Annotated in this window: 24 protein-coding genes; 11 read left to right on the plus strand and 13 right to left on the minus strand. The window is 62.3% G+C overall.

All coding sequences use genetic code 11. The features are described 5' to 3' along the window. Positions 1 to 48 precede the first annotated feature (48 nt). Positions 49 to 1233: an acyltransferase gene (locus GWE18_RS05365; RefSeq protein ID WP_275184768.1), complete on the minus strand. Its 1185-nt coding sequence runs from the start codon at positions 1231 to 1233 to the stop codon at positions 49 to 51. 185 nt (positions 1234 to 1418) lie between these two features. On the opposite strand from GWE18_RS05365, the gene GWE18_RS05370 reads away from it, so the two are divergent. Beyond that, the gene (locus GWE18_RS05370; RefSeq protein WP_028349982.1) at positions 1419 to 1592 is read left to right on the plus strand and encodes a DUF1328 domain-containing protein; all 174 of its coding nucleotides are present in this window, start codon (positions 1419 to 1421) and stop codon (positions 1590 to 1592) included. 143 nt (positions 1593 to 1735) lie between these two features. Here GWE18_RS05370 and GWE18_RS05375 read toward each other — a convergent pair whose 3' ends face one another. Next, positions 1736 to 2095, minus strand: a complete 360-nt coding sequence (locus GWE18_RS05375; RefSeq protein ID WP_275184769.1) for a DUF427 domain-containing protein — start codon at positions 2093 to 2095, stop codon at positions 1736 to 1738. Positions 2096 to 2281: 186 nt separating this feature from the next. On the opposite strand from GWE18_RS05375, the gene GWE18_RS05380 reads away from it, so the two are divergent. Continuing rightward, positions 2282 to 2518, plus strand: a complete 237-nt coding sequence (locus GWE18_RS05380) for a BolA family transcriptional regulator (RefSeq protein WP_057848608.1) — start codon at positions 2282 to 2284, stop codon at positions 2516 to 2518. 27 nt (positions 2519 to 2545) lie between these two features. After that, positions 2546 to 3733: a low temperature requirement protein A gene (locus tag GWE18_RS05385; protein WP_275184770.1), complete on the plus strand. Its 1188-nt coding sequence runs from the start codon at positions 2546 to 2548 to the stop codon at positions 3731 to 3733. Here the strand turns inward: GWE18_RS05385 and GWE18_RS05390 are convergent. The 3 genes from GWE18_RS05390 to egtB all read right to left on the minus strand — a co-directional run bounded on the left by GWE18_RS05390 (position 3730) and on the right by egtB (position 6844). Then, a complete protein-coding gene (locus GWE18_RS05390; RefSeq protein ID WP_275184771.1) occupies positions 3730 to 3963 on the minus strand; it encodes a hypothetical protein in 234 nt (77 codons plus the stop codon). The genes GWE18_RS05385 and GWE18_RS05390 overlap by 4 nt on opposite strands. Positions 3964 to 4577: 614 nt before the next feature. Continuing rightward, positions 4578 to 5549, minus strand: a complete 972-nt coding sequence (gene egtD / locus GWE18_RS05395; RefSeq protein WP_275184772.1) for an L-histidine N(alpha)-methyltransferase — start codon at positions 5547 to 5549, stop codon at positions 4578 to 4580. Positions 5550 to 5596: 47 nt separating this feature from the next. Then, a complete protein-coding gene (gene egtB / locus GWE18_RS05400; RefSeq protein WP_275184773.1) occupies positions 5597 to 6844 on the minus strand; it encodes an ergothioneine biosynthesis protein EgtB in 1248 nt (415 codons plus the stop codon). Between the two features lie 302 nt (positions 6845 to 7146). On the opposite strand from egtB, the gene grxD reads away from it, so the two are divergent. The 4 genes from grxD to GWE18_RS05420 are packed head-to-tail and all read left to right on the plus strand — an operon-like array spanning position 7147 to position 10647. After that, the gene (gene grxD, locus GWE18_RS05405) at positions 7147 to 7485 is read left to right on the plus strand and encodes a Grx4 family monothiol glutaredoxin (protein ID WP_057843761.1); all 339 of its coding nucleotides are present in this window, start codon (positions 7147 to 7149) and stop codon (positions 7483 to 7485) included. Continuing rightward, positions 7482 to 8036, plus strand: a complete 555-nt coding sequence (locus GWE18_RS05410; protein WP_275185148.1) for an O-acetyl-ADP-ribose deacetylase — start codon at positions 7482 to 7484, stop codon at positions 8034 to 8036. The genes grxD and GWE18_RS05410 overlap by 4 nt, the downstream gene beginning before the upstream one ends. 42 nt (positions 8037 to 8078) lie before the next feature. Further along, a complete protein-coding gene (locus tag GWE18_RS05415; protein WP_275184774.1) occupies positions 8079 to 9362 on the plus strand; it encodes a serine hydrolase domain-containing protein in 1284 nt (427 codons plus the stop codon). Then, on the plus strand, positions 9343 to 10647 hold the full coding sequence (locus GWE18_RS05420) for a serine hydrolase domain-containing protein (protein ID WP_275184775.1): 1305 nt from the start codon (positions 9343 to 9345) through the stop codon (positions 10645 to 10647). The genes GWE18_RS05415 and GWE18_RS05420 overlap by 20 nt, the downstream gene beginning before the upstream one ends. An 11-nt stretch (positions 10648 to 10658) precedes the next feature. Here GWE18_RS05420 and GWE18_RS05425 read toward each other — a convergent pair whose 3' ends face one another. Next, a complete protein-coding gene (locus GWE18_RS05425) occupies positions 10659 to 12140 on the minus strand; it encodes a GH1 family beta-glucosidase (RefSeq protein WP_275184776.1) in 1482 nt (493 codons plus the stop codon). Positions 12141 to 12307: 167 nt separating this feature from the next. Here GWE18_RS05425 and GWE18_RS05430 point away from each other — a divergent pair, with 167 nt between their 5' ends. Continuing rightward, positions 12308 to 13936: a glycosyl hydrolase family 17 protein gene (locus GWE18_RS05430; RefSeq protein ID WP_275184777.1), complete on the plus strand. Its 1629-nt coding sequence runs from the start codon at positions 12308 to 12310 to the stop codon at positions 13934 to 13936. 253 nt (positions 13937 to 14189) lie between these two features. Here GWE18_RS05430 and GWE18_RS05435 read toward each other — a convergent pair whose 3' ends face one another. The 5 genes from GWE18_RS05435 to GWE18_RS05455 all read right to left on the minus strand — a co-directional run bounded on the left by GWE18_RS05435 (position 14190) and on the right by GWE18_RS05455 (position 19311). Then, a complete protein-coding gene (locus GWE18_RS05435) occupies positions 14190 to 15257 on the minus strand; it encodes a threonine aldolase family protein (protein WP_275184778.1) in 1068 nt (355 codons plus the stop codon). A 43-nt stretch (positions 15258 to 15300) separates the two neighbouring features. Further along, positions 15301 to 16446 (minus strand): alpha-hydroxy acid oxidase, encoded by a 1146-nt coding sequence (locus GWE18_RS05440; RefSeq protein ID WP_275184779.1) that lies wholly within the window; start codon positions 16444 to 16446, stop codon positions 15301 to 15303. Positions 16447 to 16605: 159 nt separating this feature from the next. After that, the gene (gene rpsD / locus GWE18_RS05445) at positions 16606 to 17223 is read right to left on the minus strand and encodes a 30S ribosomal protein S4 (RefSeq protein WP_275184780.1); all 618 of its coding nucleotides are present in this window, start codon (positions 17221 to 17223) and stop codon (positions 16606 to 16608) included. Between the two features lie 330 nt (positions 17224 to 17553). Next, positions 17554 to 18333: an acyltransferase gene (locus tag GWE18_RS05450; RefSeq protein WP_275184781.1), complete on the minus strand. Its 780-nt coding sequence runs from the start codon at positions 18331 to 18333 to the stop codon at positions 17554 to 17556. Between the two features lie 198 nt (positions 18334 to 18531). Continuing rightward, on the minus strand, positions 18532 to 19311 hold the full coding sequence (locus tag GWE18_RS05455; protein ID WP_275184782.1) for an aldolase/citrate lyase family protein: 780 nt from the start codon (positions 19309 to 19311) through the stop codon (positions 18532 to 18534). A 377-nt stretch (positions 19312 to 19688) separates the two neighbouring features. Here GWE18_RS05455 and GWE18_RS05460 point away from each other — a divergent pair, with 377 nt between their 5' ends. Beyond that, complete coding sequence (locus GWE18_RS05460) at positions 19689 to 20936, plus strand: serine hydrolase domain-containing protein (RefSeq protein ID WP_275184783.1); 1248 nt, start codon at positions 19689 to 19691, stop codon at positions 20934 to 20936. A 328-nt stretch (positions 20937 to 21264) separates the two neighbouring features. Further along, entirely contained in the window at positions 21265 to 21732 is a 468-nt protein-coding gene (locus tag GWE18_RS05465; RefSeq protein ID WP_275184784.1) for a heme-binding protein, read from the plus strand. Positions 21733 to 21779: 47 nt separating this feature from the next. Here the strand turns inward: GWE18_RS05465 and murI are convergent, their stop codons facing one another. Together murI and GWE18_RS05475 are read right to left on the minus strand one after the other, a co-directional pair. After that, the gene (gene murI, locus GWE18_RS05470) at positions 21780 to 22568 is read right to left on the minus strand and encodes a glutamate racemase (RefSeq protein ID WP_275184786.1); all 789 of its coding nucleotides are present in this window, start codon (positions 22566 to 22568) and stop codon (positions 21780 to 21782) included. 250 nt (positions 22569 to 22818) lie between these two features. Continuing rightward, complete coding sequence (locus GWE18_RS05475) at positions 22819 to 23217, minus strand: RidA family protein (protein WP_275184787.1); 399 nt, start codon at positions 23215 to 23217, stop codon at positions 22819 to 22821. 160 nt (positions 23218 to 23377) lie between these two features. On the opposite strand from GWE18_RS05475, the gene GWE18_RS05480 reads away from it, so the two are divergent. Further along, a complete protein-coding gene (locus GWE18_RS05480; RefSeq protein ID WP_065732721.1) occupies positions 23378 to 23974 on the plus strand; it encodes a TetR/AcrR family transcriptional regulator in 597 nt (198 codons plus the stop codon). Positions 23975 to 23978: the final 4 nt, after the last annotated feature.

Genomic DNA, 23978 nt, shown 5'->3' on the forward strand with positions numbered 1-23978 from the left:
CCTCGGCGAATCCCGGGTTGCGCTGCGCTCCACCCGGGCTACGGATTTTCAAAGCACCCTCGTCGCGCCCGGGATCTGCCGCAACGCTCGCGTTAGCGCCCAGCTCGCCGCGACTGTCAGCACGAACCCGATCGTGGCCTTGACGATCGCCGGCAGGTCATAGTCGAACAGCCAGTACTGCAGCCAAAGCGCGATCGGGTAGTGCACCAGGAATATGCCGTAGGCATCGGCCTGCATCGGATCGAGTAGCTTGGCGGAGCCTGATTGCTTGAACCTCTGGAAAATGGCCAGGATCAGAAACATGATGGCCACGCTGAAGACAGTGAAGCAGATGGCATAGAGCACTTCATACCAGTCCGGCAACGGCGACGGGTTGCCCAGTATTTCGCGCTTGATGAAGATCAGCACCCACAACAGGCAATACGGAACGATCGCCAGCACCATCCAGTCCCAGCTAACCTTCGCCATCCGGCCGTCTGCCGCGAGCAGCCCGCGATCCATTTGCGCAACGCCGATGCCGGCACCGAAAAAGAAGTAGCTCGCATAGAGCATCACGCGCCCGTGCTGGACCGAGAACGGCCCGAACTCAAACCAACTGCTATGTCCGTAGTGAACCAGCCCGGGAATGTAGAACGCAGCGGTGACGGCAAGCATGACCGCGAAGAACACGGCGGGCCGGCGACGGCCATGCAGCGAGAGGCGGTTGATCGGATCGAGCAGGTTGGGTGACAGCCGATACAGGATGCAGGCCACCACATCGAAACTGAACAGGACCCAGAGGAACCAGATCGGCCCGCTCGGCCACGGGCCCTTCGTGATCATATTCCACCAGTATTCCGAAAAGCCGATCTCGGGATGGTGCCGCAGGGAGATGGCGTAATAGGCGAGCGGAATGACCGTGAACGCGCAGATCACGAAGGGCAGGGCAAGCCGAAGCAGGCGGTCCGCCAAATAGCTCAACGGTCCCTTCCGGGCGATACCGGACCAGGCGAACAGTCCCGACAGGAAAAAGAACATCGCCATGAAGAAACTGTCAGTGGCGAGCACGATCATGTCGAAGCCGAAGAAGTACGTCGGATCGGTATGGCCGAAATAGGTATAGGGGATGACGGCGTGGTGGAGCAGCACCACCAGCGTCAGGAAGGTGCGGGCGCGGTCGAGCGAAAGGTTTCGCGATTTGGCTTTGGGCACTGCGCTGACGTCGGCATGCCCCACGGTGGAAATCGATGTCATGCGGGCCTCCCGGCCAGGCTATGTGGTCAAATGTTGCCGTCCGGAAGCCGATTCAGCAAGGCCCAATCGGGCGTTGGCGACCCCGCATCCCCGGGCTGATCGGAACCGGCGGTGCAACCGGCCGTTAGGTCAGGTGAAATTTATGGGCCACCACTGGTGTGGCCCCAGCGGTCGCGGAGCAGGCAATGACAATTCTCAAATGGGCGCTGATCTTCTTTCTGGTGTCGATCGTCGCCGGCATTCTCGGCTTCACCGGAATCTCGGAGGCGTCCGCCGACATCGCCCGTTTCCTCTTTTATGTCTTCGTCGTGATCTTCCTGGTGCTCCTGATCCTCGGGCTCACAATATTCAGGGTGTAGCTCTCCGCGGTCATTCCGGGATGGTCCGAAGGACCAGACCTCAGGTGCGCAATTGCGCACCGGGGAATCTCGAGATTCTCAGGGGCGCAAGGGCGCCCCATAGTTCGATGCTTCGCATCGCCCCGGAATGACGTCGCCTCGTACTACCCCACTTCCTCGATCGTCACCTTGTCCGGATAGAACGCCAGATGGCCGGCGATCTCGGCCATGGCCGGGAAGGGCGTCTCATAGGTCCAGATCGAATTTTCGATGCTCTTGCCGTTGGCATTGATGCTGAAGTAGTTCGCATCCCCCTTGTAGGGGCAGTGCGTGGTCCGCTCGGTGCGGGCCAAGAGCGCCATATTGGCATCCTCGCGCGGCACATATTGCACCGCCGGATAGCTGGCTTCCTTGAGGGTCAGCGCGTGGGTGGTATCGGCGATGACCACACCGCCTACCGAGACCCTGATACGCTTGGGGGTTGCCGTAATCGTGATCGGATGGTCGGGACCGGGCAATTTCATGGTTTTGAGCCTCTTTTTCGGTCAGCCCGGCGTGGCCGGGCGCGACCGGATCTCGCGGTGTCAAACGGTTCAGCCCGGAATATAGTGCCGCCAGGCGTGACCTAGAAGAGCGTACGCGCTAGGTTCAGCCCTCACGGTCGCGCGAGCCGGCCGTGATTCGAAACACCTGATGGAGACATGCTGGAAATGCCGATGGATGCCCACGATATCGAATCGATGATCAAGGCAGCTATCCCCGATGCTGAGGTGACGATCCGCGATCTCGCAGGCGACGGCGACCACTACGCCGCGACCGTGATCTCGGAATCCTTCCGTGGCAAGTCGCGCGTGCAGCAGCACCAGATCGTTTACCAGTCGCTCAAGGGCCAGATGGGCGGCTTGCTGCATGCGCTGGCGCTGCAGACTGGAGTTCCGGAGGGTTAGCGCCCGACGGACCACGCGGGGGCACCGATGACGGACAATCCGCACGGCGCGATGTTTCGCGCGATCGTGCCGCACCAGCACAGCCGCGTCACCTATGTCGAGCTGTTCTTCGACCTCGTCTTCGTCTTTGCGGTTACCCAGATCTCGCACACGCTGCTCGCCCATTTTACGCTGCTGGGTGCGCTGCAGGTCACGGTGCTGTTTCTCGCGGTGTGGTGGGTGTGGGTCTTCACCACCTGGATCACCAACTGGCTCAATCCCGAAAAAACCCCGGTCCGGCTCCTGCTGTTTGCCATGATGCTGGGCGGGCTGGTGTTGTCGACCTCGATCCCGGCTGCGTTTGAAGCGCGGGGATTGTGGTTCGCCATCGCCTATGCGGCGATGCAGGTCGGCAAGACGATATTTCTGTGGTTGTCCACGCCGCCGTCGCGCCCGCGGACGCGCATGAATGCCATCCGGATCGCAGCCTGGCTTTCGACGTCGGCCATCTTCTGGATCGCCGGCGGGGTGATGGAAGGTCAGTCGCGGTTGACGCTGTGGGCCATTGCGCTCGTCATCGAATATATTTCGCCGGCGGTGCGGTTCTGGATTCCCCGATATGGCGCGTCCTCCGTCGCGGACTGGATGATCGAAGGCGGCCACATGGCCGAGCGCTGCGCGCTGTTCATCATCATCGCGCTCGGCGAATCCATCGTCGTCATCGGCGCGACCTTTGCCGAACTGACGTGGACGACCGAAAATGTTCTGGCGTTCGTCTCGGCCTTCGGCGGCAGCCTCGCGATGTGGTGGATCTATTTCCACATCGGCGCCGAGGCGGGGTCCGAGCAGCTTTCAAAATCGAGCGAGCCGGGCAGGTTGGCGCGGCTAGCCTACACCTATCTGCACATGCCGATCGTCGCCGGCATCATTGTCACGGCGGTGGCGGACGAACTGGTGCTGAAGCACCCGGGCGGTCATTCCGATCTCAAGACGGTACTGAGCGCGATCGGAGGTCCCTTGCTGTTTCTGTTCGGGACCATCCTGTTCAAGTACAGCTTTCGCCGCTTCCTGCAACTCTCGCACGGCGGCGGTATCATCGCGCTCTGCGTGCTCGCCTGGTTCGCAAGCGAGCTGTCGCCGCTGGTGATGTCGATCCTGACCACTGCGATCATGATCGTGGTCGGGGTCTGGGAATCGATCTCGCTGCGATCCGGCCCAGCAGAAGAGTACCGCTAGTCGGGCAGCGACCGCCTGACCGGCAGCACTGACGACGGGCTATTATGATCGACGACGTTTCGAAGGACGAGATCGGACAATTGCACGACGAGCGCCCGAAGCCTGGCGTTCTCCTCGATCAGCGCGGTCCGCTCGGTGTCCCCCTCCTGGTCCCAGGCTGTACCCTCGCGAACAGAGGACGAACTGGTGCATTGCTTCCGATTGCTGGACGCTGGATACGCGTTCCCCATGACTGATATTCCCTGGCATGAACTCCCCCCAGCCAAGGTGCCAAGGAGGTTCGGCTGAGTCCGCGTCAAAAGTCGGACGGCACGAAGGGGAAACGAGAGCGCAGATGAGGCGTTTTGCGGGCGATGCTGATAAAGAGTTAAGACTTGTTAAGAAGTTTGGTATAGTGAGCTTGGCAAGGTGCATTGACGCGCGGCGGCGTTAGCACCTTTCCTTCACCGTTTGACCAGCGCGATTCACTCAGTGCCCACGGGGTGCCGTGGTGGGAATACGCGCCTATGAAACAAAGTGAAGCAAGAGTACGCATTATTCAGGAGTGGGATCGCTGGATCCTAGCGCAGTCGATCGAGCAGGACCGGCCTACTGGAAAAGATTCTTTGAAGTTCTTCCACGAACTGCAGGACACCGGATCGCCGCTACTGGATTTCCAGTCTCGCGGTCAGGACAAGTGGCGGATCATCCACGCATGGTTGCTCGGTGCAGACCGATTGTTCGATGATTGGATATCCGGCGCTCCACGGATCGCTCCAACACGCAGGCCGCGACCGCATCGTACAAGATCGGACTGCAAGACGTGAGTTACAAAGACCTGAACCGCAGAGCTCGCGACCAATCCTCAGCCTGACGCCGCCAGCGCGTGGACCGAAAACATCCGGTCCCGATCGGTCCAGGATTCCCGCACCGACCAGCCGGAGTCGCTCGCCAGCGCGGTGAAGCGGTCGAGGCTGTATTTGTAGCTCGATTCGGTATGGATGCTTTCGCCGGGGCGGAATGAAAAATTTCGCCCGAGGATGCGCACGGTCTGCGCCTTCTTGGCGATCAGGTGCATCTCGATGCGATGCCGCTCGCGATTGTAGACCGAGCGGTGCATGAAGGCGGAAACGTCGAAATTGCCGCCGAGCTCGCGGTTGATGCGGACCAGGACGTTGAGATTGAACTTCGCGGTGACGCCGGCGGCGTCGTTATAGGCATCGTAAAGCACCCGCTCGTTCTTTTCGAGATCGACGCCGATGATCATCTGCGCGCCTTCGCCCAGAATGTCGCGCGCGCTGCGCAGGAAGGCGCGCGCTTCATTCGGCTCGAAATTGCCGAGCGTCGATCCCGGAAAGAACCCGACCTTGGGCATCCCTTCGATCTCGGCCGGCAGGGCAAACGGCGCGGTGAAATCGGCGGCAACCGGATAGACCCCGAGATCGGGAAAATCCTTGCGCAAGGCGCTCGCCTGCGCGTTCAGGAAGTCGCCGGAAATGTCGACCGGGACATAGGCGCCGAAAGCGCAGCGTGCCAACAGCAGGCGGACCTTGGTGGTGGCGCCGGCGCCGAATTCCACCAGCGCGGCGCCCTTGGGAATGATGGAAACGATTTCGTCGCCGCGGCTGCGCAGAATGCCGAGCTCGGTGCGGGTCGGATAATATTCCGGCAGAACGGTGATCTGCTCGAACAGCTCGGAGCCTGCGGCGTCGTAGAAATATTTCGGCGACAGCCGCTTGGGAAATTGCGACAGGTTGCCGATCACGTCGCCGGCAAAGGCGGAGGTCTGCTCATCGAACGGGTAGCTTTGGGCCAAAGCGGCGGCATGCACATTCATGATACTCTCCTGAACGCGCTTTCCGGCGCGCTATGATCCAGGTTGGGTCAGGCGTAGTCGGCGAGGCGTAACCCCGTGAATTGCCAGCGGTGGTGCGGATAGAAGAAGTTACGGTAGGTGATACGGCTGTGGCCGGCCGGAGTTGCAAGCGAGGAGCCGCGCAGCACCAACTGGTTGACCATGAATTTGCCGTTGTATTCGCCCAGCGCACCCTCGATGGCGCGGTAGCCGGGGTAGGGGGAATAGGAGCTGCGGGTCCACTGCCAGACGATGCCGAAGGCGTCGTTGAGCTGGCCGGCGCGGGCGGCGACCTCCCATTCCATTTCGGTCGGCAGATGGTGGCCGGCCCAGCGTGCGAACGCGTCCGCCTCGTAATAACTGACATGGCTGACCGGTGCGGAGGGGTCGATCGGCTGCAACCCGCCGAGCGTCATGATCCGCCATTCACCGTCGACCTGGCGCCAGTGGCCAGGCGCCTCCCAGCCCTTGTTGGTTGCGGTGGCAAAACCGTCCATCAGCCACAGCGTGGCCGTGCCGTAGCCGCCGTCCTTCATGAAGGCCAGCCATTCGGCATTGCTGACGAGGTTGCGGGCGAGCCTGACCGGGCCGACGAGGGCGCGGTGCGCGGGCTTTTCATTGTCGAAATGGAAGCTGTCGTCGGAGTGCCCGACGGTGTGGATGCCCTCGTTGAGGGCGACCCATTCGCCGCCGCCGCGATGCGACGCCGGGAAGCGCCAGGACGGATCGTAGGCCGGCGGGATCGGGTTCTGGGCAAAGGCGTGCAGGATGTCGGTCAGCATCAATTCCTGGTGCTGCTGCTCGTGGTTAAGACCGACCTCTACCAGCGGGACGAGCTTGGCGAGACGATCCTCGCCGGCGGTCTGGAAGAACCTCACAACGGCAGCATCGACATGCCGGCGATAGGCGGTGACCTCGTCCGTGCTCGGACGGGTGAGGTGGCCGCGCTGGTGGCGGGCGTGCCGCGGTCCTGCGCTGACGTAATAGGAATTGAACAGAAACGCATAATCAGGGTGGAAGGGCTGGTAACCCGTACAGTGCTCACCGAGCAGGAATTGCTCAAAGAACCAGGTGGTGTGGGCGCGATGCCATTTGGCCGGGCTGGCGTCCGGCATCGACTGGATGAGCTGGTCCTCGGGGCTCAATGGGGCGGCCCGGCGCTCGGTCTCGCCGCGCACGGCCAGATAGGCTTCCACCAAATTCTGGGCGAGGGTGCCGGAATCGGAGAAAAGTGACTGCGCGGTGGCGAGGGACGCTGCGGGTACTGATTTCGTCACTGGTGTCTCCGGTGAAAGGAGAGAACGTTAGTCCGGGAAACTGGTTCCCGGCGGGCAGTCCGTCCTAAATAGGGGTTCCGTTCCGGGAAAAAAGCCTTCGGCCACTATGATATTGATGCCGTCAGACTATAGGCAGCGGTCGCTCAGGGGGCCCGCTCCGGACCCGCGCATGCCAGCTACCCGCCATTTTACTTTGGATGAACAACGGTTTGGGCTACATATATGGCAAATAACCGGGTTACATGGACCAGCCGGCCGGTCAGGCGAAGCCGCAGGGGGTTGTGCCCCAAAAGGAAGCGAATATGAGCATCGAACAATTCATCGATAACGAAGTGAAGTCGAACGACGTCGTCCTGTTCATGAAGGGCACGCCGCAGTTTCCGCAGTGCGGTTTCTCCGGCCAGGTGGTGCAGATCCTCGACCACGTCGGCGTCGGCTACAAGGGCCTGAACGTCCTGGAATCCGCCGAACTTCGCAACGGCATCAAGGAATATTCGAACTGGCCGACCATCCCGCAGCTCTACGTCAAGGGCGAGTTCGTCGGCGGCTGCGACATCATCCGTGAGATGTTCCAGGCCGGTGAATTGCAGCAGCTCTTTGTCGACAAGGGCGTCACCGTCAACGCGGCGGCTTCCGCCTGAGCGGTCCCGCGCGCCAGATCGGCCAGGCGCGGCTGGAAGTCATTGTCGCCGACATCACCAGCTTGCGCGTTGACGCCATCGTCAACGCGGCGAATTCGTCGCTCCTCGGCGGGGGTGGCGTCGATGGTGCGATCCATCGGGCGGCAGGGCCAGAACTGAAGCGCGAGTGCCAAACGCTAAACGGCTGCGCGACTGGCGACGCCAAGATCACCCGAGGATACCGGTTGCCGGCCAGGCATGTGATCCACGCCGTCGGGCCGGTTTGGCACGGCGGCAATGCTGGGGAGGACGGGTTGCTCGCCTCCTGCTATCGGCGCTCCCTTGAACTCTGCCAGGCCAATGCGCTCTCATCCGTGGCCTTTCCCGCGATCTCTACGGGCGTCTATCGCTTCCCTGCCGACCGTGCGGCGGGCATCGCAGTCGCAACCGTCGTCGATGGACTGGCCGCAGCTCCTGCCGTGACAAGGGTTATCTTCTGCTGCTTCTCCCGCGACAGCGCTCGGTTGCATGAAGAGGCGCTGGCAGCCTTTGGCAGCCCTTGCGCCGACTGACGCCGCAGCTACACTCCTTTCTGAATTCTGGAGGGGGTTCCAATGAACTTGCGTCAAATGCTGCGCGCGCTTGCCTGCGGCGCGGTGATGCTGGCGGTTGCGCCACAGGTCCGCGCCGAAGGCACGTTCGATATTCCCAAAGGCGCGCGCTTCAACAAGGAAAAGCTTGCCAAGATCACCGAGTTCTTTGGGAATGAGGTGGCGACCGGCAAGATCGCGGGCGCGAACGTCCTGATCCAGCAGCATGGTAAGCCGGTCTACCACGAAACCTTCGGCGTTCAGGACGTGGAGTCCAAGAAGCCAATCACCGACAAGACGATCTTCCGCCTGTTCTCGATGACGAAAGCGATCACGTCGGTCGTGGCCATGCAATTGGTCGAGGACGGCACGATCAAGCTCGACGATCCCGTCTCAAAGTACATTCCGTCCTTCGCGAATGTGAAGGTCGGCGTCGAGAAGAAGGCCGAGGATGGCACCAAGACGCTTGAGCTGGTGCCGCCGACCCGGCCGATGACTGTCCGCGACCTGATGGTGCATACGTCGGGGATTACCTACGGCTTCTACGGCGACACCCTGGTCCGCAAGGCCTATGCGGCCGCCAATATCTATGACGGAGATTTCGATCTGGCCGGGTTCGCCGAGCGGATCGCCAAACTGCCGCTGCACAACCAGCCGGGCGCGCTCTGGCAATACGGCCATTCCACCGACATCCTGGCGCGGGTGATGGAAGTCGCGTCCGGAAAATCCCTGTTCACGATCATGCGCGAAAGGCTGCTCGATCCGCTTGGCATGGTCGACACCGGCTTCTACATCACCGATCCGGAGAAGCAGAAGCGGATGGCGCTGCCGGTACCGAACGACAGCAACTTTCGTGTCGGCCGCGACACCAACCCGACCAATGTCAAGAAGATCGAGTTCGCCAGCGGCGGCATGTACTCGACGATGGCGGACTACCGTCGCTTTACGCAAATGCTGCTCAATGGCGGCACGTTCGAGGGCAAGACCTACCTGAAGCCCGAAACGTTCAAGCTGATGACGACCGACTATGTCGGCCCCGGGTCTGGGGTCGAGCGGGATTATTTCTATTTCCCGGGGGACGGCTTCGGAATGGGCCTCGGGCTTGCGGTGCGCACCGATCCCGGCAACGCCAAGCCGCCGCCGCCGGGATCACTGGGCGAATTGAAATGGGACGGCGCCAGCGGCTGTTATTTCGTGGTCGACCGCAAGCAGGACATGTTCTTCGTGCTGCTCGAGCAGACGCCGACGGAACGCCAGCGCATCCAGCGGACGCTGAAGCAGTTGGTCTATGAAGCGCTGGAGAACTGACGGCAAGGCAGGGCGCTGCCTCGTTGCGGCGGCGCTCGCGCTTCTCTTTCTCGGCGGCTCGCCGCATGGGGTGCGGGCCGAGCCGACGGCGCCGGACGCGCCAACGTTTTCCCGCGCGGCCCTTGACCGCATCGGCGACTACGTTCGCAACGAGGTCGCGACCGGCAAGATTCCCGGCGCAGTCCTGCTGATCCAGCAGCACGGCAAGCCGGTCTGTCTCGAAAGTTTCGGCGTGCGGGATCCCGCGACCGGGCAGCCGATGACGCCGGACACGATTTTCCAGATCTATTCGATGTCGAAGGCCGTCACCTCGGTTGCCGCGATGATGCTGGTCGACGACGGCAAGCTGGCGCTCGACGATCCCGTGTCGAAATACATTCGCGCCTTTGCCGATGCAAAGGTCGGCGTCGATCTTTCCGATGAAGCAGGACAGTACCCGCTCAAGCTCGAGCCGTTGAAGCGCCCGATCACGATCAGGGATCTGCTGCGGCACACGTCGGGCATTACTTACGGCTTCTTCGGCGAAACCGCAGTGCAGAAGCTCTACGCCAATCCGCAACTGTACGCCGGCGATTTCGACAATGCCGAATTTGCCGACCGGATCGCGACGCTGCCACTCGCCGATCAGCCCGCGACGCGCTGGAACTACAGCCATTCAACCGACGTGCTCGGCCGTGTCGTCGAGATGGCTTCGGGGCAGACGCTGTTTCAATTCGAGAAGCAGAGACTGTTCGATCCGCTCGGCATGTCGGAGACAGCATACTATGTCGCAGATCAGGTGAAGTGGCCGCGCATCGCCCAGCCTTTTCCCATCGATCGTCTTCGGGTGGCCGGGATCAAGGAGCCGACAGTGGCGCGGCGCTGGGAATCCGGCGGCGCAGGACTGGTCTCGACGGCTGGCGACTACGCCCGCTTCCTGCAAATGCTGCTGAATGGCGGCAAGCTGGACGGCAAGCGGTACCTCAAGCCCGAAACGGTCGCACTGATGACGTCGGATCAGATCGGGCCAGAGACCAGGATCATTCACGACCCCTTCTATTTCCCGGGCCCGACCTCTGGCTTTGGCCTTGGCTTTGCCGTACGCACCTCGCCGCCGCCGAATACGACATGGCCGCTCGGCGAATACCGCTGGGACGGCGCCGGCGGCAGCTTCTATTTCGTCGATCCGAAGGACGACATGCTCGTTGTCTTCATGGTGCAGGCCCCGACCCAGGGCGGGCGAATTCAACTGGCGCTGAAGACGATCATGTATGAAGCGCTGGGCAAGGGCTTGCGCAAGGATTGAGCAACGCCTGACTACACCACCGCGTTTCGCGCGATCGTCTCGCGGTAGAAAGCCGCGCTCAGCTTGGGTGTGCGGCGCCTGGTATCGAAGTCGACGTGGTAGAGGCCGAAGCGCTGTTCATATCCGTCGGACCATTCGAAATTGTCCATCAGGCTCCACAGGAAGTATCCGAACACGGGCACGCCCTCGGACGTGGCACGCTGCAACTGCGTCAAATAGTTGCGCAAGTACATGATGCGATCGACGTCGTAGATGGTTCCGTCCGCTGCCGGCTGGTCGCTCCCCGACGTGCCGTTCTCGGTGATGTAGATCGACTTCACGTTCCACAGCTTGGCCACATGGCGCGGCACCCAGTACATGGCCTCGGGGCCGGGCCTGAGCCAGCTCGCCTTCATGTGTGGGAACGATTTGGGAAATGGCGCCAGTGTGAAGCCGCGTTCGTTGTCGGCAGCAACGACGTAATGATCAGGCATGTAAACATTCAGCCCGACAAAATCGATCGGGGAGGAGATGATGCGCAGATCTTCGGCGGTGTATTTCGGAGCATCTTTGCCGGCCTGCGCGAGATATGCATCAGTGTATTTTCCCTCGAGCATCACCGTCAGATAGCCTGCATTGAGCTCTCGCGTCGCGATCTCGGCTGCGCGGATGTTCGCAGGCGCTTCGATGGCCGGGATGCAGCTCACGGCATTCTCCGCCGGACCGACCCTGATTCCGGCCTGCCCATTGGCCCGGATCGCCTGAACCGCGAGACCGTGGCCCAGCGCGACGTTGTGCCGGACCTGCTTCACGTCCGATGGGGATAGTTTGAGCCCCGGCGCATCGGCGCCAAATTCATGGCCGAGATGGACGAGCCTGGAGCATTCGTTGATGGTGAAGAAGTGCTTCACGCGGTCGCTTAGCCGTCCCGTGACGTGGGCTGCGTAATCCGCAAATGCCTTTGACGTATCGCGCGAGGTCCAGCCGCCGAAGCGGTCCTGAAGCGCCTGCGGCAGATCCCAATGATACAGCGTCGCAAACGGCTTGATGTCGTTCGCCAACAGTTCGTCCACAAGGCGGTTGTAGAAATCGAGGCCTTTTGGATTTGGCGAGCCAACCCCTTCCGGGAAGACGCGCGGCCATGCGATCGAGAATCGATAGGCCTTTGTGCCCAGCGCCTTCATTAGCTGGATGTCTTCCTTGTAGAGATGATAGTGGTCGGTCGCAGTATCGCCGTTGCTGTTGTCGGAGATCGTTCCGCTCGTGTGGGCGAAGCGGTCCCAGATCGATGGACCGCGGCCATCTTCGTTCACGGCGCCCTCGACCTGATAGGCGGAGGTCGCCGTACCCCACAGAAAACCGTTCGGAAAACCGGAAGAGGTTTTTCGATTTCGCGCTCCGGTGTCTTCGTCCAATTGAGCCAGTCCCGGCCCGGTCGACAGCATCGACGTTGCAAGCGCCGACCAGCCTGCAATCCTGCCAAATTGGCGCCGGGAAAATCTCATGAATGGCATCTTTTCCCTCGCCGCGCGGAATCAATTTTGAGCAAAACAAGGCTTACTCTTGATGCTTCGTGTTTGTAGCAAGCCTTATATCACTGCTTCGGCGATCCAGCGCAATTGTGTACGCGGGCCGGGTCGACAGGGCTGTCGCACGGGGCTAAACAGGCGGATCTATTCACTTGGGAGCAGGACCGATCGGCATTCGCACGCCGCTGGCGCTTCTTGTTGTATCGCTGGGCATCATTGCCGCGGCGTGGTGGTGGCTGGCCACGCCGGTGGCGCTGACGCGCGCGCCGATCGATGATGCGGCGAAGCTGGAGTGCGTGTCCTACGCGCCGTTCAGGGGCGATCAGACGCCGCATGATCCGACGCTCATCGTCAGCCCGGAGCAGATCGCGGAGGACTTACGCGAACTCGCCAAGGTCTCCAAATGCATCCGCACCTATTCCATCGACAACGGGCTCGACAAGGTCCCCGAGCTAGCGTCCAGGGTCGGCTTGAAGGTTCTGCTCGGCGTGTGGATCGGACGCGATCGGGCGAAGAACGCCCAGCTCGCCGACATCGCGGTCTCGCTGGTCAAGGATCATCCCGGCACGGTCACGGCGGTGATCGTCGGCAGCGAAGTGCTGCTGCGCGGGGAGATGACCGTATCCGACCTGCGGCAGATTATCCGCTCGGTCAAACCGCGCGTGAACGTGCCGGTGACCTATGCCGATGTCTGGGAATTCTGGCTGCGTTATCGCGAAGTGGGAGAGGACGTCGATTTCGTCACTGCCCATTTCCTGCCCTATTGGGAGGACGTTCCGCCGCGCGCCGAAGATGCAGCCGCACATGTGGATGACATTCGCAAGCAGTTGGCGGCAGCCTTTCCCGGCAAGGAGATCCTGATCGGCGAAACCGGCTGGCCAAGCCATGGGCGGATGCGCGACGGCGCGCTGGCTTCCCGCGTCAATCAGGCGCGTTTCATTTCCGAGATTCTCGAACGCGCGAGACGGGACAATTTTCGCGTCAATCTGTTCGAGGCCTATGACGAACCGTGGAAGCGCCGCTGGGAAGGAACGGTGGGCGGTTATTGGGGGCTGTTCGACGGGACCGAACGCAAGCTGAAATATCCGGCCGGGGTGGCTATCAGCAACTATCCGTTCTGGAAGCTGCAGATGGGAAGCGGGCTGTTTCTTTGCATCGGCGTATTCGCAGTAGCCTTGTTCACGCTGAAGCGCCGGCCGTCGCGGCCGCCATTGGCATCGTGGCTCGCGGTCGCCGTGTCCGCGACCACTGGTGGGATCTTGCTGGGGGTGGGCGCCGACAAGATGCTCCACGAAAGCTACGGGCTGGGCGGTTGGCTGGTTCAGGGCTTGCTGCTGGCTGCAGCCACCGCTGCACCGCTGCTGTCCACCTATGCCTTGATGTCCGGGCGCGGGCTTCCGTCGTTTCTTGAAGTGTTGGGACCGCCCAAGGGCCTGACCCCATTTTTCATGGCCAACATGATGGGCATTACGCTGATCGTGACGACGCTCATTGCCGCGCAGACCGCACTCAGCTTGATATTCGACGCGCGCTGGCGCGACTTCCCATTCGCCGCCCTGACCATGGCGGTGGTGCCGTTCTGGACATTGGCCTTTCTCAACGGTTCGAAATCCGGCGAGCGGCCGCTCTCCGAGGCCGTGTTTGCCGGGCTGCTCGCCATGGCAGCCGTCTATATCGTCTTCAACGAAGGGTTCGAGAACTGGCAGGCGATGTGGACGGGCGCGATATATTTGCTGCTCGGCAGTGCGCTGTGGCGGGCGCGCACTGTTGCTGTTGTCTGAGTTCGGATCGTCGATGGCCTGATCGCGCTCAACAACGCTGCCGCGAACAACGCGGCATTAGCTGATCGGCACCGTGGTCATTGTCGTCCCTGCGAACGCAGGGACCCATACGCTGCGGCCCATCGGCAAGGCGATGGTGTCGGTTGTCTTCGTAACAACTGGTATCGGTGGTTATGGGTCCCTGCGTTCGCAGGGACGACGCATGTAGTTACAGACCTACGGATTACCGGGATCGGAATGACGCCCTGATAGCTCACGCCCCGCGTACGATCGCGCGCACGATACCGACCGTTTCCTCGATCATCGCCGCGCTGACGTCGAGATGTGTGCAGGCGCGAATGCGGCCCTCCATCATGGCAAGCAGAACGCCGCGCTTGCGCAAGGCATCGACCATTTTGCCGCCGGCGATGCCCGCGCCGTCGGGCTTGAAGAACACCAGATTGGTCTCGGGCTGCTGCACCTCGACGCCGTTGATTTGCGACAGCCCCCGCGCCAGCGCCCGCGCATTGGCGTGGTCGTCGGCGAGGCGGTCGACGTGATGGTCGAGCGCGTAGACGCAGGCCGCGGCGCAGATGCCGGCCTGCCGCATCGATCCGCCGAGGCGCTGCTTCCAGCGCCAGACATCGTCGATGAAGGCGCGCGAACCCGCAATCACGCCGCCGATCGGCGCGCCGAGGCCTTTTGAGAAATCGATCCAGGCCGAATCCCATCCCGCGGCCATATCTTTCGCCGATATACCGGTCGCGACGCAGGCGTTTAGTAGCCGCGCGCCATCCATGTGGGTGATGAGCCCGTGCGCCTTGGCGATCGCTACCACTTCATCGAGCGCCGCCTTCTTCCAGATCGTGCCGCCGCCGATATTGGCGGTCTGCTCGACGCTGACGACGGTCTGCGGCGGCTGGTAGCGCGAGCGCGGGTGAAGCGCGGCGCGGAATGTTTCCGGCGCGAATTGTCCGTCGTCGCCCGGCAGCGGCATGATCTGGAAACCGCCGAGGGCTGCATGCGCGCCGCCTTCGCGGGCGATGATATGCGCGCTGGCATGGGCCAGAATTTCATCGCCCGGCCGGCAATGGGCGAGCGTCGCCGCGACGTTGCACATGGTGCCCGACGGCATGAACACGGCGGCTTCCTTGCCGAGCAGGTCAGCGACACGTTCGCACAGCAGGTTCACCGTGGGGTCGTCGCCGATCTGTTCGTCGCCCACTTCAGCCCGCGCCATCGCCTCGCGCATTGCGGGCGTCGGCCGCGTCTGCGTGTCCGACAGCAGATTGATGCGGATGGGGTCAGCCTTGGGATCGCGGGGGGCAGGGGTGTAGTGCATGATGGGTTCTCGATATTTGCAACGCGATGAGGGGGAGAAGGAATTACCTGAAGCGCAGATTTTCGCGTGACAACTGGTCGATTGATCTGCAGCCCATCAGCTTCATTCCTCGCTCGATCTCGGCCCGCATCAGGCCGAGGGCGCGCTCAACGCCGGCCTGACCGGCCGCGGCCAGAGGATAAAGATAGAAGCGTCCGACGCCAACAGCCTTGGCTCCGAGCGACAGCGCTTTCAGGACGTGGGTTCCGCGCTGGATTCCCCCGTCCATGACCACGTCGATCTGGTCGCCCACGGCATCCACGATTTCAGCAAGCTGGTCGAACGGCGCGCGCGAACCGTCGAGCTGCCGACCGCCGTGGTTGGATAGCACGATTCCAGTGCATCCAATTTGAACGGCGCGTCTGGCATCCGCCACCGACATGATGCCCTTCAGGCAGAATTGTCCGTTCCATAGCTGCACCATTTCGGCCACGTCGTCCCAATTCATCGAGGGGTCAAGCATTTCGGTGAAATAGCGGCCGATCGACATGGCGCCGCCGCTCATGTCAACGTGCCGGTCGAGCTGCGGCAGTTTGAAGCCCTCATGCGTGACGTAGTTGATGCCCCACATCGGCTTGATCGCGAACTGGTACATTCCGGCCAGCGTCAGCTTGAAGGGAATCGAAAACCCGGTGCGCAGGTCGCGTTCCCGGTTGCCGCCGGTGATGCTGTCCACCGTCAGCATCATGACCTCGACGCCGGCTTCCTTCGCGCGTTGCATCATGGCGCGGTTGAGTCCGCGATCCCGGTGAAAATAGAACTGATAGACCTGCGGCGTATCGTACGCCTTGCGCAGTTCCTCAAGACTCACCGTGCCGAGCGAGGATACGCCGAACATCGTGCCAAACTTCGCCGCCGCGGCGGCAACGGCGCGTTCGCCGGTATGGTGGAACAGGCGCTGCAGCGCGGTCGGCGAACAGTAAAGCGGCATGGCCAGTTTCTGGCCCATGACGGTCACCGACATGTCGATGGTTTCCACGCCGCGCAGGACGTTGGGCACCAGATCGCAGCGCTCGAAGCTTGCGGTATTCTGGCGAAGGGTTACCTCGTCGTCAGCCGCACCATCGATGTAATTAAAGATCGGACCGGGCAACCGTTGTTGAGCCAGCTTGCGGAAATCGTGGAAGTTGTAGCAGTCGCTCAAACGCATGTTGTCCCCCGGCACCGATCCAACCATGGCCGTCCCTGGCTGAATCTTGGGCTGAATCCTACTTGCAAGCCGGCGTTTGAACCATGCGCATTACAAACTGCGGATAAAAAAAGGCCCCGGCAAAACCGGGGCCTTTGATATCTCGGAACTGAAGACCGATCAGCGCGAATAGAATTCGACGATCAGATGCGGCTCCATCTGCACAGCGAACGGCACGTCCGACAGCGCGGGGATGCGGCTGAACTTCGCGGTCATCTTGGAGTGATCGACTTCGAGGAAGTCGGGCACGTCGCGCTCGCCGAGCTGGCTTGCTTCCAGAACCGGGGTGAGCTGCTTGGAGGATTCCTTGATCTCGATGACGTCGCCGGGCTTGAGCTTGTAGCTCGAAATGTTGACGCGGCGGCCGTTCACCTTGATGTGGCCGTGGTTGATGAACTGGCGGGCGGCGAACATCGTCGCCACGAACTTGGCGCGATAGACCACGGTGTCGAGGCGGCGCTCCAGGAGGCCGATCAGGTTCTCGCCGGTATCGCCCTTCATCCGGCCGGCCTCGACATAGATGCCGTGGAACTGGCGCTCGGAAATGTTGGCGTAATAGCCCTTCAGCTTCTGCTTGGCGCGGAGCTGCACGCCGAAGTCGGACAGCTTGCCCTTGCGGCGCTGGCCGTGCTGGCCGGGACCATATTCACGGCGGTTCACGGGGCTCTTGGGGCGGCCCCAGATATTCTGGCCCATACGGCGATCGATCTTGTATTTCGCCTCACTGCGCTTTGTCATCGCGTCCTCTGCATAGAGTTGGAGTGTTGAGGAAACGCGCCCTCCTGTGCACCGGCATTGCCGGGGCCGACAGATCCGCCTCGAAAGCTCGGGGAAGACCACGGGTCGCGAAACGCAACGCGGGCCGAAACCGGCCCGCGAGCAAGCGGGTTCTTAAGGAGAAACGGCGGTTCTGTCAACGAAAAGGGGCTGGTTTGGCTCCGTCATTCCGGGGCGCGAAGCGAACCCGGAATCTCGAGATTCTCAGGTGCGCAATTGCGCACCGTAGTTCGATGCTTCGCATCGCCCCGGAATGACTGCCAAAGGTCCGGAATGACGACCAAGAGGCCGTCAGGTCGCGACCGCCCGGACCGGTTTGGGCTCGGTTTGCTGCCGATTGGCGCGCAATTCAGCGGCAATTTCGCCGTTCAGCACCTGTTCCAGCCGGTTTAGCGCCCTGGCCATCGGGGCGGCATCGGTAATCCGGTGATCCCAGCGCAGCACGACGTCGATGGTCTGGTCGGGCTTTTCCACCCCATAGCTCAGGACGAATGGCCCGGGGCTGATGGCATGGAGCTGGCCGGCGCCATAGGCGGCCACTGAGGTCACCCCAAAACTGCCGAAATAATTGGCCCGCTGGCGGCCGAAATTCAGTCCAATCGCCCAGAACAGCCGGCGTAGCGGCAGCGGCAGCCGGGTCGTCCGCAGGATCTTCCGGAACGCCGGCACCTCGTTAATCGGCGCCGTCTTGGCGTGCCGGATCAGCGCATCGACCTCCGCCAGCGGCATTTCATCGGGGGCGGCGACCTTTTGCGGCAGCACGCATTCCTGGCCGTGTTCGATCCGGGCGATCGCCACCATCGCGACGCTGCGCGGCAGTTCATAGAAGGCCGGCAGCGGCCATTTGACGTAGAGCGTGCGCAGGATCGGCTCTTCCTTTGCCACCAGCGCGAACGCCTTGACGAAGATCGCGGCCCAGCCTGGGCGCTGCGCAGCCTGTCCCCGGGCCTCCAACAGGCCGCGGATGGTGAGGGGGCGCGTCAGCGAAACAAAGGGCACGCGGAGCGACGCATGCATGAGGTCGGCGACCAGGCGGCGCGGTAGTGTGATTTTTCGAACCGTTCCGCGCATCGCTCCGCCCGAGTTTCGCGATAGACAAATCAGAAAGCCGGCATGCTGCCTTGGCAGCCTGCCAACCCCTCATCTAGCACGAACAAGGCGTTTTGACGCCAAAAGGTTCGCATCCGGATCGCCCAATTAACCGCCAGAGCGCGCGCGAAGACGACGTAAACCCCAAGGACTTTGAAGGGTTTGCCGCCGTCTCGGAACCTATCGCTTGATCCCTTCAAAGCTCGCCGCCATGCCGCGTTGGAACAACGACCAGTCGAAGCCGAGCGCCAGCGCGACATAACCGCGCGCGATCATCCGATTGGCCTGCTCGGCGGTGCGCGCCACGCCGCCGATCGGCACGCCGCTCCTCAGGATGCCGGCTTCGGCGCGCGCCATCAGCTCCAGCACCTCGGGATCGTCGGGCAGGCCGCGCTTGTTGATGGAGGTGGCGAGGTCGCCGGGGCCGATCGCGGCGAGGTCGATGCCGGGCGTTGCCATGATCTCGTCGATGCGGTTGACCGCCTCGACATGCTCGATGGTGATCATGCAGATCATGTCGTCATCCGCGGTCGCCATGTAATCCGCCATCGACACGCCCCAGCGGAACGGCGCGTGAAACGGGCCCCACAGCCGGTCGCCTTTCGGCGGATAGCGCACGCTGCGCACCGCCTTCTCGGCATCCGCGCGGCTGCAGATCATCGGAAAATTGATGCCGAGCGCGCCGAGGTCCATCGGCGCCTTCGCAAGCCACGGCTCGTTGGCGGCAATCCGCACCATCGGTACGCAGGGCGTGCCTGCCGTTGCGGTGATCATCGCATGCGCCGAGCCAAGGTCGATCGGTCCGTGTTCGAGATCGATGATGATCCAGTCGATCCCGGAACGACCCATGATCTGCACGGTCTGGATCGAGGGAATGGTGGCGATCGCGCCGAAGGTCGGGCGCCCCTCGCGCCAGAGCTGGCGCAGACGATTGAGCGGCGCAGGTTTTGCGGAGGTCAAGACGGAAACTCCTTAAATCAAACGGCCGATTCAAAAATGGGTGGCCAGTATCATATGGATAAATCCGTGGCCTATCGAGCCACATTGTTTTTAACTCATTGCACTGGCCGGGCGTGTAAATCCGCGGATGCGCTTTGCGGCCGCCTGTTGGCTTCACCCCGAAAGCAGGTCCGCCCGGGCAGGTCGACCTGTCCGCCGCTGCTCTCGCCTGCGCAACCCGAGATCGAGGGAATTCGGGACTCAACGAACAGCGAGTGCTAATATCACAACACGAGAGGTCGAGGCGGCGCCGTGCCGACCGCGGTCATCGAACAAAGAATCAGCCTCGGGAGAGCTGCGCGGGCAATACCCGGGCTATGCACGACAGGGAGGCCTCCATGAATCGAAAGACGGCTGGAATTGTCTTCATGATGAGCGTTGGAATTGCGGCGTTGGCCGGCACCGCGAGTGCACAAAAATCACCAGGGAGTGCAGCTCTCGACACGAGCCTGCGCGAGGTGGTCGAGCGCAAGGACGTGCCGGGCGTGGTCGCGCTGATCACTGATCGCGAGCGGGTGCTTTATCAGAGCGCATTCGGCGTGGCCGACGTCGCGACCGGGCGGCCGCTCACGACCGACGCGCTGTTTCGTATCGCCTCGATGACAAAGCCGGTCACTTCGCTGGCATTGATGCAGCTCGTCGAGCAGGGCCGCCTCGGTCTCGATGACCCGGCCGAGAAATACCTGCCGGAGCTTGCGGGAATGAAAGTCTTTGAATCGTTCGACGCGGCGACCGGAGCCTACCAGCTCCGCCCGGCATCAAGACCGCCGACCGTCAGACACTTCCTGACGCACACGTCCGGATTGGCCTATCCGTTCACCAGCGCGATCTGGCGCGATTTCAAGCCGCGTGCCGGCGAAAATTATCCGTTCGGCGGACCGCTGCTGTTCGATCCGGGCGAGCGCTGGCACTACAGCACCAGCACCGATGTCGTCGGCAAGCTGGTCGAGGTGGTGTCTGGCCAAAAGCTCGAGGACTATTTCCGCCAGCACATCTTTGCCCCGCTCAAGATGGATGACACGTCCTACAACGTGCCGCAGGCAAAGGGGCCGCGCCTTGTCGCGCAGCAGCAGCGCGCCGGCGAGCGCATGGACGGCGCCATCGAATTGCAGAAGCAGCAACTTGGGCTCACCATAGCGGCGCCGATCGGCGGCGGCGGCCTCGCATCGACCGCTGAGGACTACGGGCGCTTCATGCGCATGCTGCTCAACGGCGGCGCGCTTGACGGGGTGCGCGTGCTCAAGGTCGAGACAGTGGCGCTGATGGGCCAGAACCACATCGGCGCGGTCTCGGTTCCCGCACTCAAGAGCGCACTGCCGCGTAGCGCCGACTTCACCTTCATCGCCGATGGCCGCGACAAATGGGGGCTCGGCTTTCTCATCACGACCGATCAGGTGCCCGGCAAGCGTTCCCCGGGCAGCCTGAGCTGGGGCGGCATCAACAACACGTTCTTCTGGATCGATCCGGCGCGCGGCATAGCCGGCGTGATCATGATGCAGTACCTGCCATTCGCAGACGCCAAGGCGCTGGCCGTCTACGACGCGTTCGAGCGCGGCGCCTATAAGCTCGTCAACGCCGAGCGGTAGAAAGGTTGCAATGCCAGGTCGGCTTTATGCCGACCACGGCTTTCGAGCAGCCCAAACTCGGACATTGGGTATCGCCGCCCAGGTTACTTGGGCGCACACGCAACCGGCGACTTACGCCGGGACGGGCACGCCGAAAAACGGCATCAAAGCAGTTCGAAGCGGTCTTCGCGGAAATTGAACGGATGGCAGGCCGGCAATTGGGCCAAGCGTGCACGCGTGCCGAGCGCTTGGCTGGCCCTAACCACGGGCTTGCGGCATCATTGACCGGACATCGACGTTTCGTCCCAGTATAATCCCTCGCACAATAAACCTGAGGGAGGAGACAAAGATGAGGACAATACTGGTCGCTGCCACACTTGCCGCCCTTACCGTCGGCGCATCCGCTCAAGACAAGCGCCCTGACTACGGCACGGCGGTCAATGCCGCAGGCGCAAAGAAGATCGCAGCCGGCGTCCTCGCCGAATGCCAGAAGAACGGGTGGAACGTGGCTGTCGCTGTCGTCGATAATCACGGTTTCCTGGTGTATTTCGAACGCATGGACAACACGCAGACGGGCAGCATGGACATCGCCGTCGGTAAGGCGAAGTCCGCGGCGACCTATCGGCGTCCGACGCGCGTTTTCATGGAGGCGATCAACAAAGGCGCGCCGGCCACAGCCACACTTCCCGGTGTCTTCGCCTCGCCGGGCGGACTGCCGATCATGGTCGACGGCAAAGTCACTGGCGGAGTGGGAGTGAGCGGCGTCACCGGCGACCAGGACGAGCAATGCGCCAAGGCGGGCCTCGGGACTACATGAGAAACTGCATCCTGCCCTCCAGCGTGCCGTGACGCGCCCGGGCGGCCTTACGCCAGCACGCGCCCGCCGAAGAACGGCATCAGCGCGCGGCTCAGCGCGTGCGGCCGCTGTGAGGTGAAGATCATCTCGGCCCCGGCTCGGTCGCTTTGCCGGCCGGGCGACCCGAGCAGGTCGGACACACGCCGGGCGATGGCGGGCGCGGGATCGATCCAGTCGACCGGCCACGGCGCGAGCCGTGTCAGCCGGTCGAGCAGCAGCGGATAGTGGGTGCAGGCCAGCACGACGGTGTCGGTACGGACAGCGCCATTTCCGACAAAGCAGGGGGCAAGTTCGGCTGCGATATCCGCGTCGCTCACGTCGTTGCCGTTGAGGGCGGACTCGGCGAGCGAGGCGAGTTCGGCCGACCCCACCAGCGTCACCTCGCAGCCCTGCGCGAAATCATTGATCAGGCGCTTGGTGTATTCGCGCCTGACGGTGCCCTTGGTGCCGAGCACCGACACGCGTTTGGTCTTCGAACTGGCGCAGGCCGGCTTGATCGCGGGTACGGTGCCGACGAACGGCACGCTATAGGCGCTGCGCAGATGCGACATCACCAGCGTGGAAGCGGTGTTGCAGGCAATTACCACCAGAACGGGGGAGTGGCGTGCGATCAACTCGCCGACCAGCGGCACCACGCGGGCGATGATCTCTTCCTCGCCGTGATGGCCATAGGGGAAGAACGCGTCGTCGGCGACATAGACGTAATGCGCGTCGGGCCTGGCGCCGACGATCTCGCGCAAGACCGTGAGGCCGCCAAGGCCGGAGTCGAAGACGAGAATTTTCGGCAATGATGACACGCTGCGACCTTAGCCGATTTGCGGTTACCGTCAGGTTGCTTCGAGGGTGCCGGCGGGGTCATGCGGCTTGTCGACGGCGGTTACGACAATTTGGAACCATCTAAATCGGCTTGGCAAGGCCGGAAAACTGCTGGGGTGGCATCCAGGACGCACAAGCGAAGGCTCGTCCGCTGCCCTTGCAGTCGGTGGAAGATGGGGTGTCCTGAGACGACGGACGGCCGTCGTCCCTTGCACGCTCGCCGCCAATCGATCAGGTGGACTGAGGAAGTCGCGCAATGACTTTGATTTCAAAATCGAAGCCCGCCAGCCAGTTCACGCCCACCGCAGTCCAGTTCGGATAGGGCGGCTCACCGATCTCCTTCATGCGAATTGCGTTGACCGCCTCCCACTGTGCAGCCGGATTGGTATGGAACGTGGTCACGTCAACGACGTCATCAAATGTGCAACCGGCAGACTTCAGCACGGCCGAGAGATTGTCGAACGCAAGCTGCACTTGCTTTTCAAAGATTGGCTCGGGCGACCCGTCATCGCGGCTGCCGACTTGGCCCGAGACGAACAGAAGGTCGCCCGAGCGGATCGCCGCCGAATATCGGTTGATCTCGTAGAGCGCCTGCCGGCCGGCAGGGAAGATTGCATCGCGTTTGGCCATGACGTCACTCCTGTTCACAGGCAAGCCAGACCTCCAGTGGTCCGGCTGTTTGCATCTTACTCGAGCGATAAATTGACATACGCTCCGTATGTTTCTATAGGCTACATACGCAGCGTATGTCAATTAGCATACGGAGCGTATGTGATTTGCGGAGATAGCGGTGGCCGCGAAGCGACGCGCACAGATGGTGGAGGAAACCCGGGCCAAGCTCATCCAGGCCGCCCGTAAGGCTTTCGCGACCAAAGGCTATGCGGCGGCGTCGATGGATGATCTAACCGCCGAGGCCGGCCTGACGCGCGGTGCGCTCTATCACAACTTCGGCGACAAGAAGGGTCTGCTGCAGGCCGTGATCGGCCAGATCGACGCGGAAATGGTGGCGCGAATGCGCGCTGCACAAAATCAGGCGGAGACCCGGTGGCTCGGCTTTCTCGCCGAGGGCGTCGCCTATATCGAAATGGCGCTTGAGCCGGAGATCCAGCGCATCATGCTGCTAGACGGGCCGGCCGTGCTCGGCGATCCATCGCTATGGCCCAATCAGACTGCGTGTCTTCGCGCGACCACGCAAACGATCCAGGCGCTTATCGACGAAGGAACGGTGAGGCCGATGGATGCGGAAGCTGCCGCGCGGCTCATCAACGGAGCGGCGCTCAATGCGTCGCTCTGGATTGCCGCAGCCGACGATCCGCACGCCGTCTTTGCAAAGGCTGTCGAGGCTTTCCGATATCTCGCGGTTGGGTTGCTGCAGACCGAGAGATGACCGT

Origin of the sequence: Bradyrhizobium sp. CSA112 (assembly GCF_029051645.1) — a bacterium.
GTDB lineage: Bacteria > Pseudomonadota > Alphaproteobacteria > Rhizobiales > Xanthobacteraceae > Bradyrhizobium.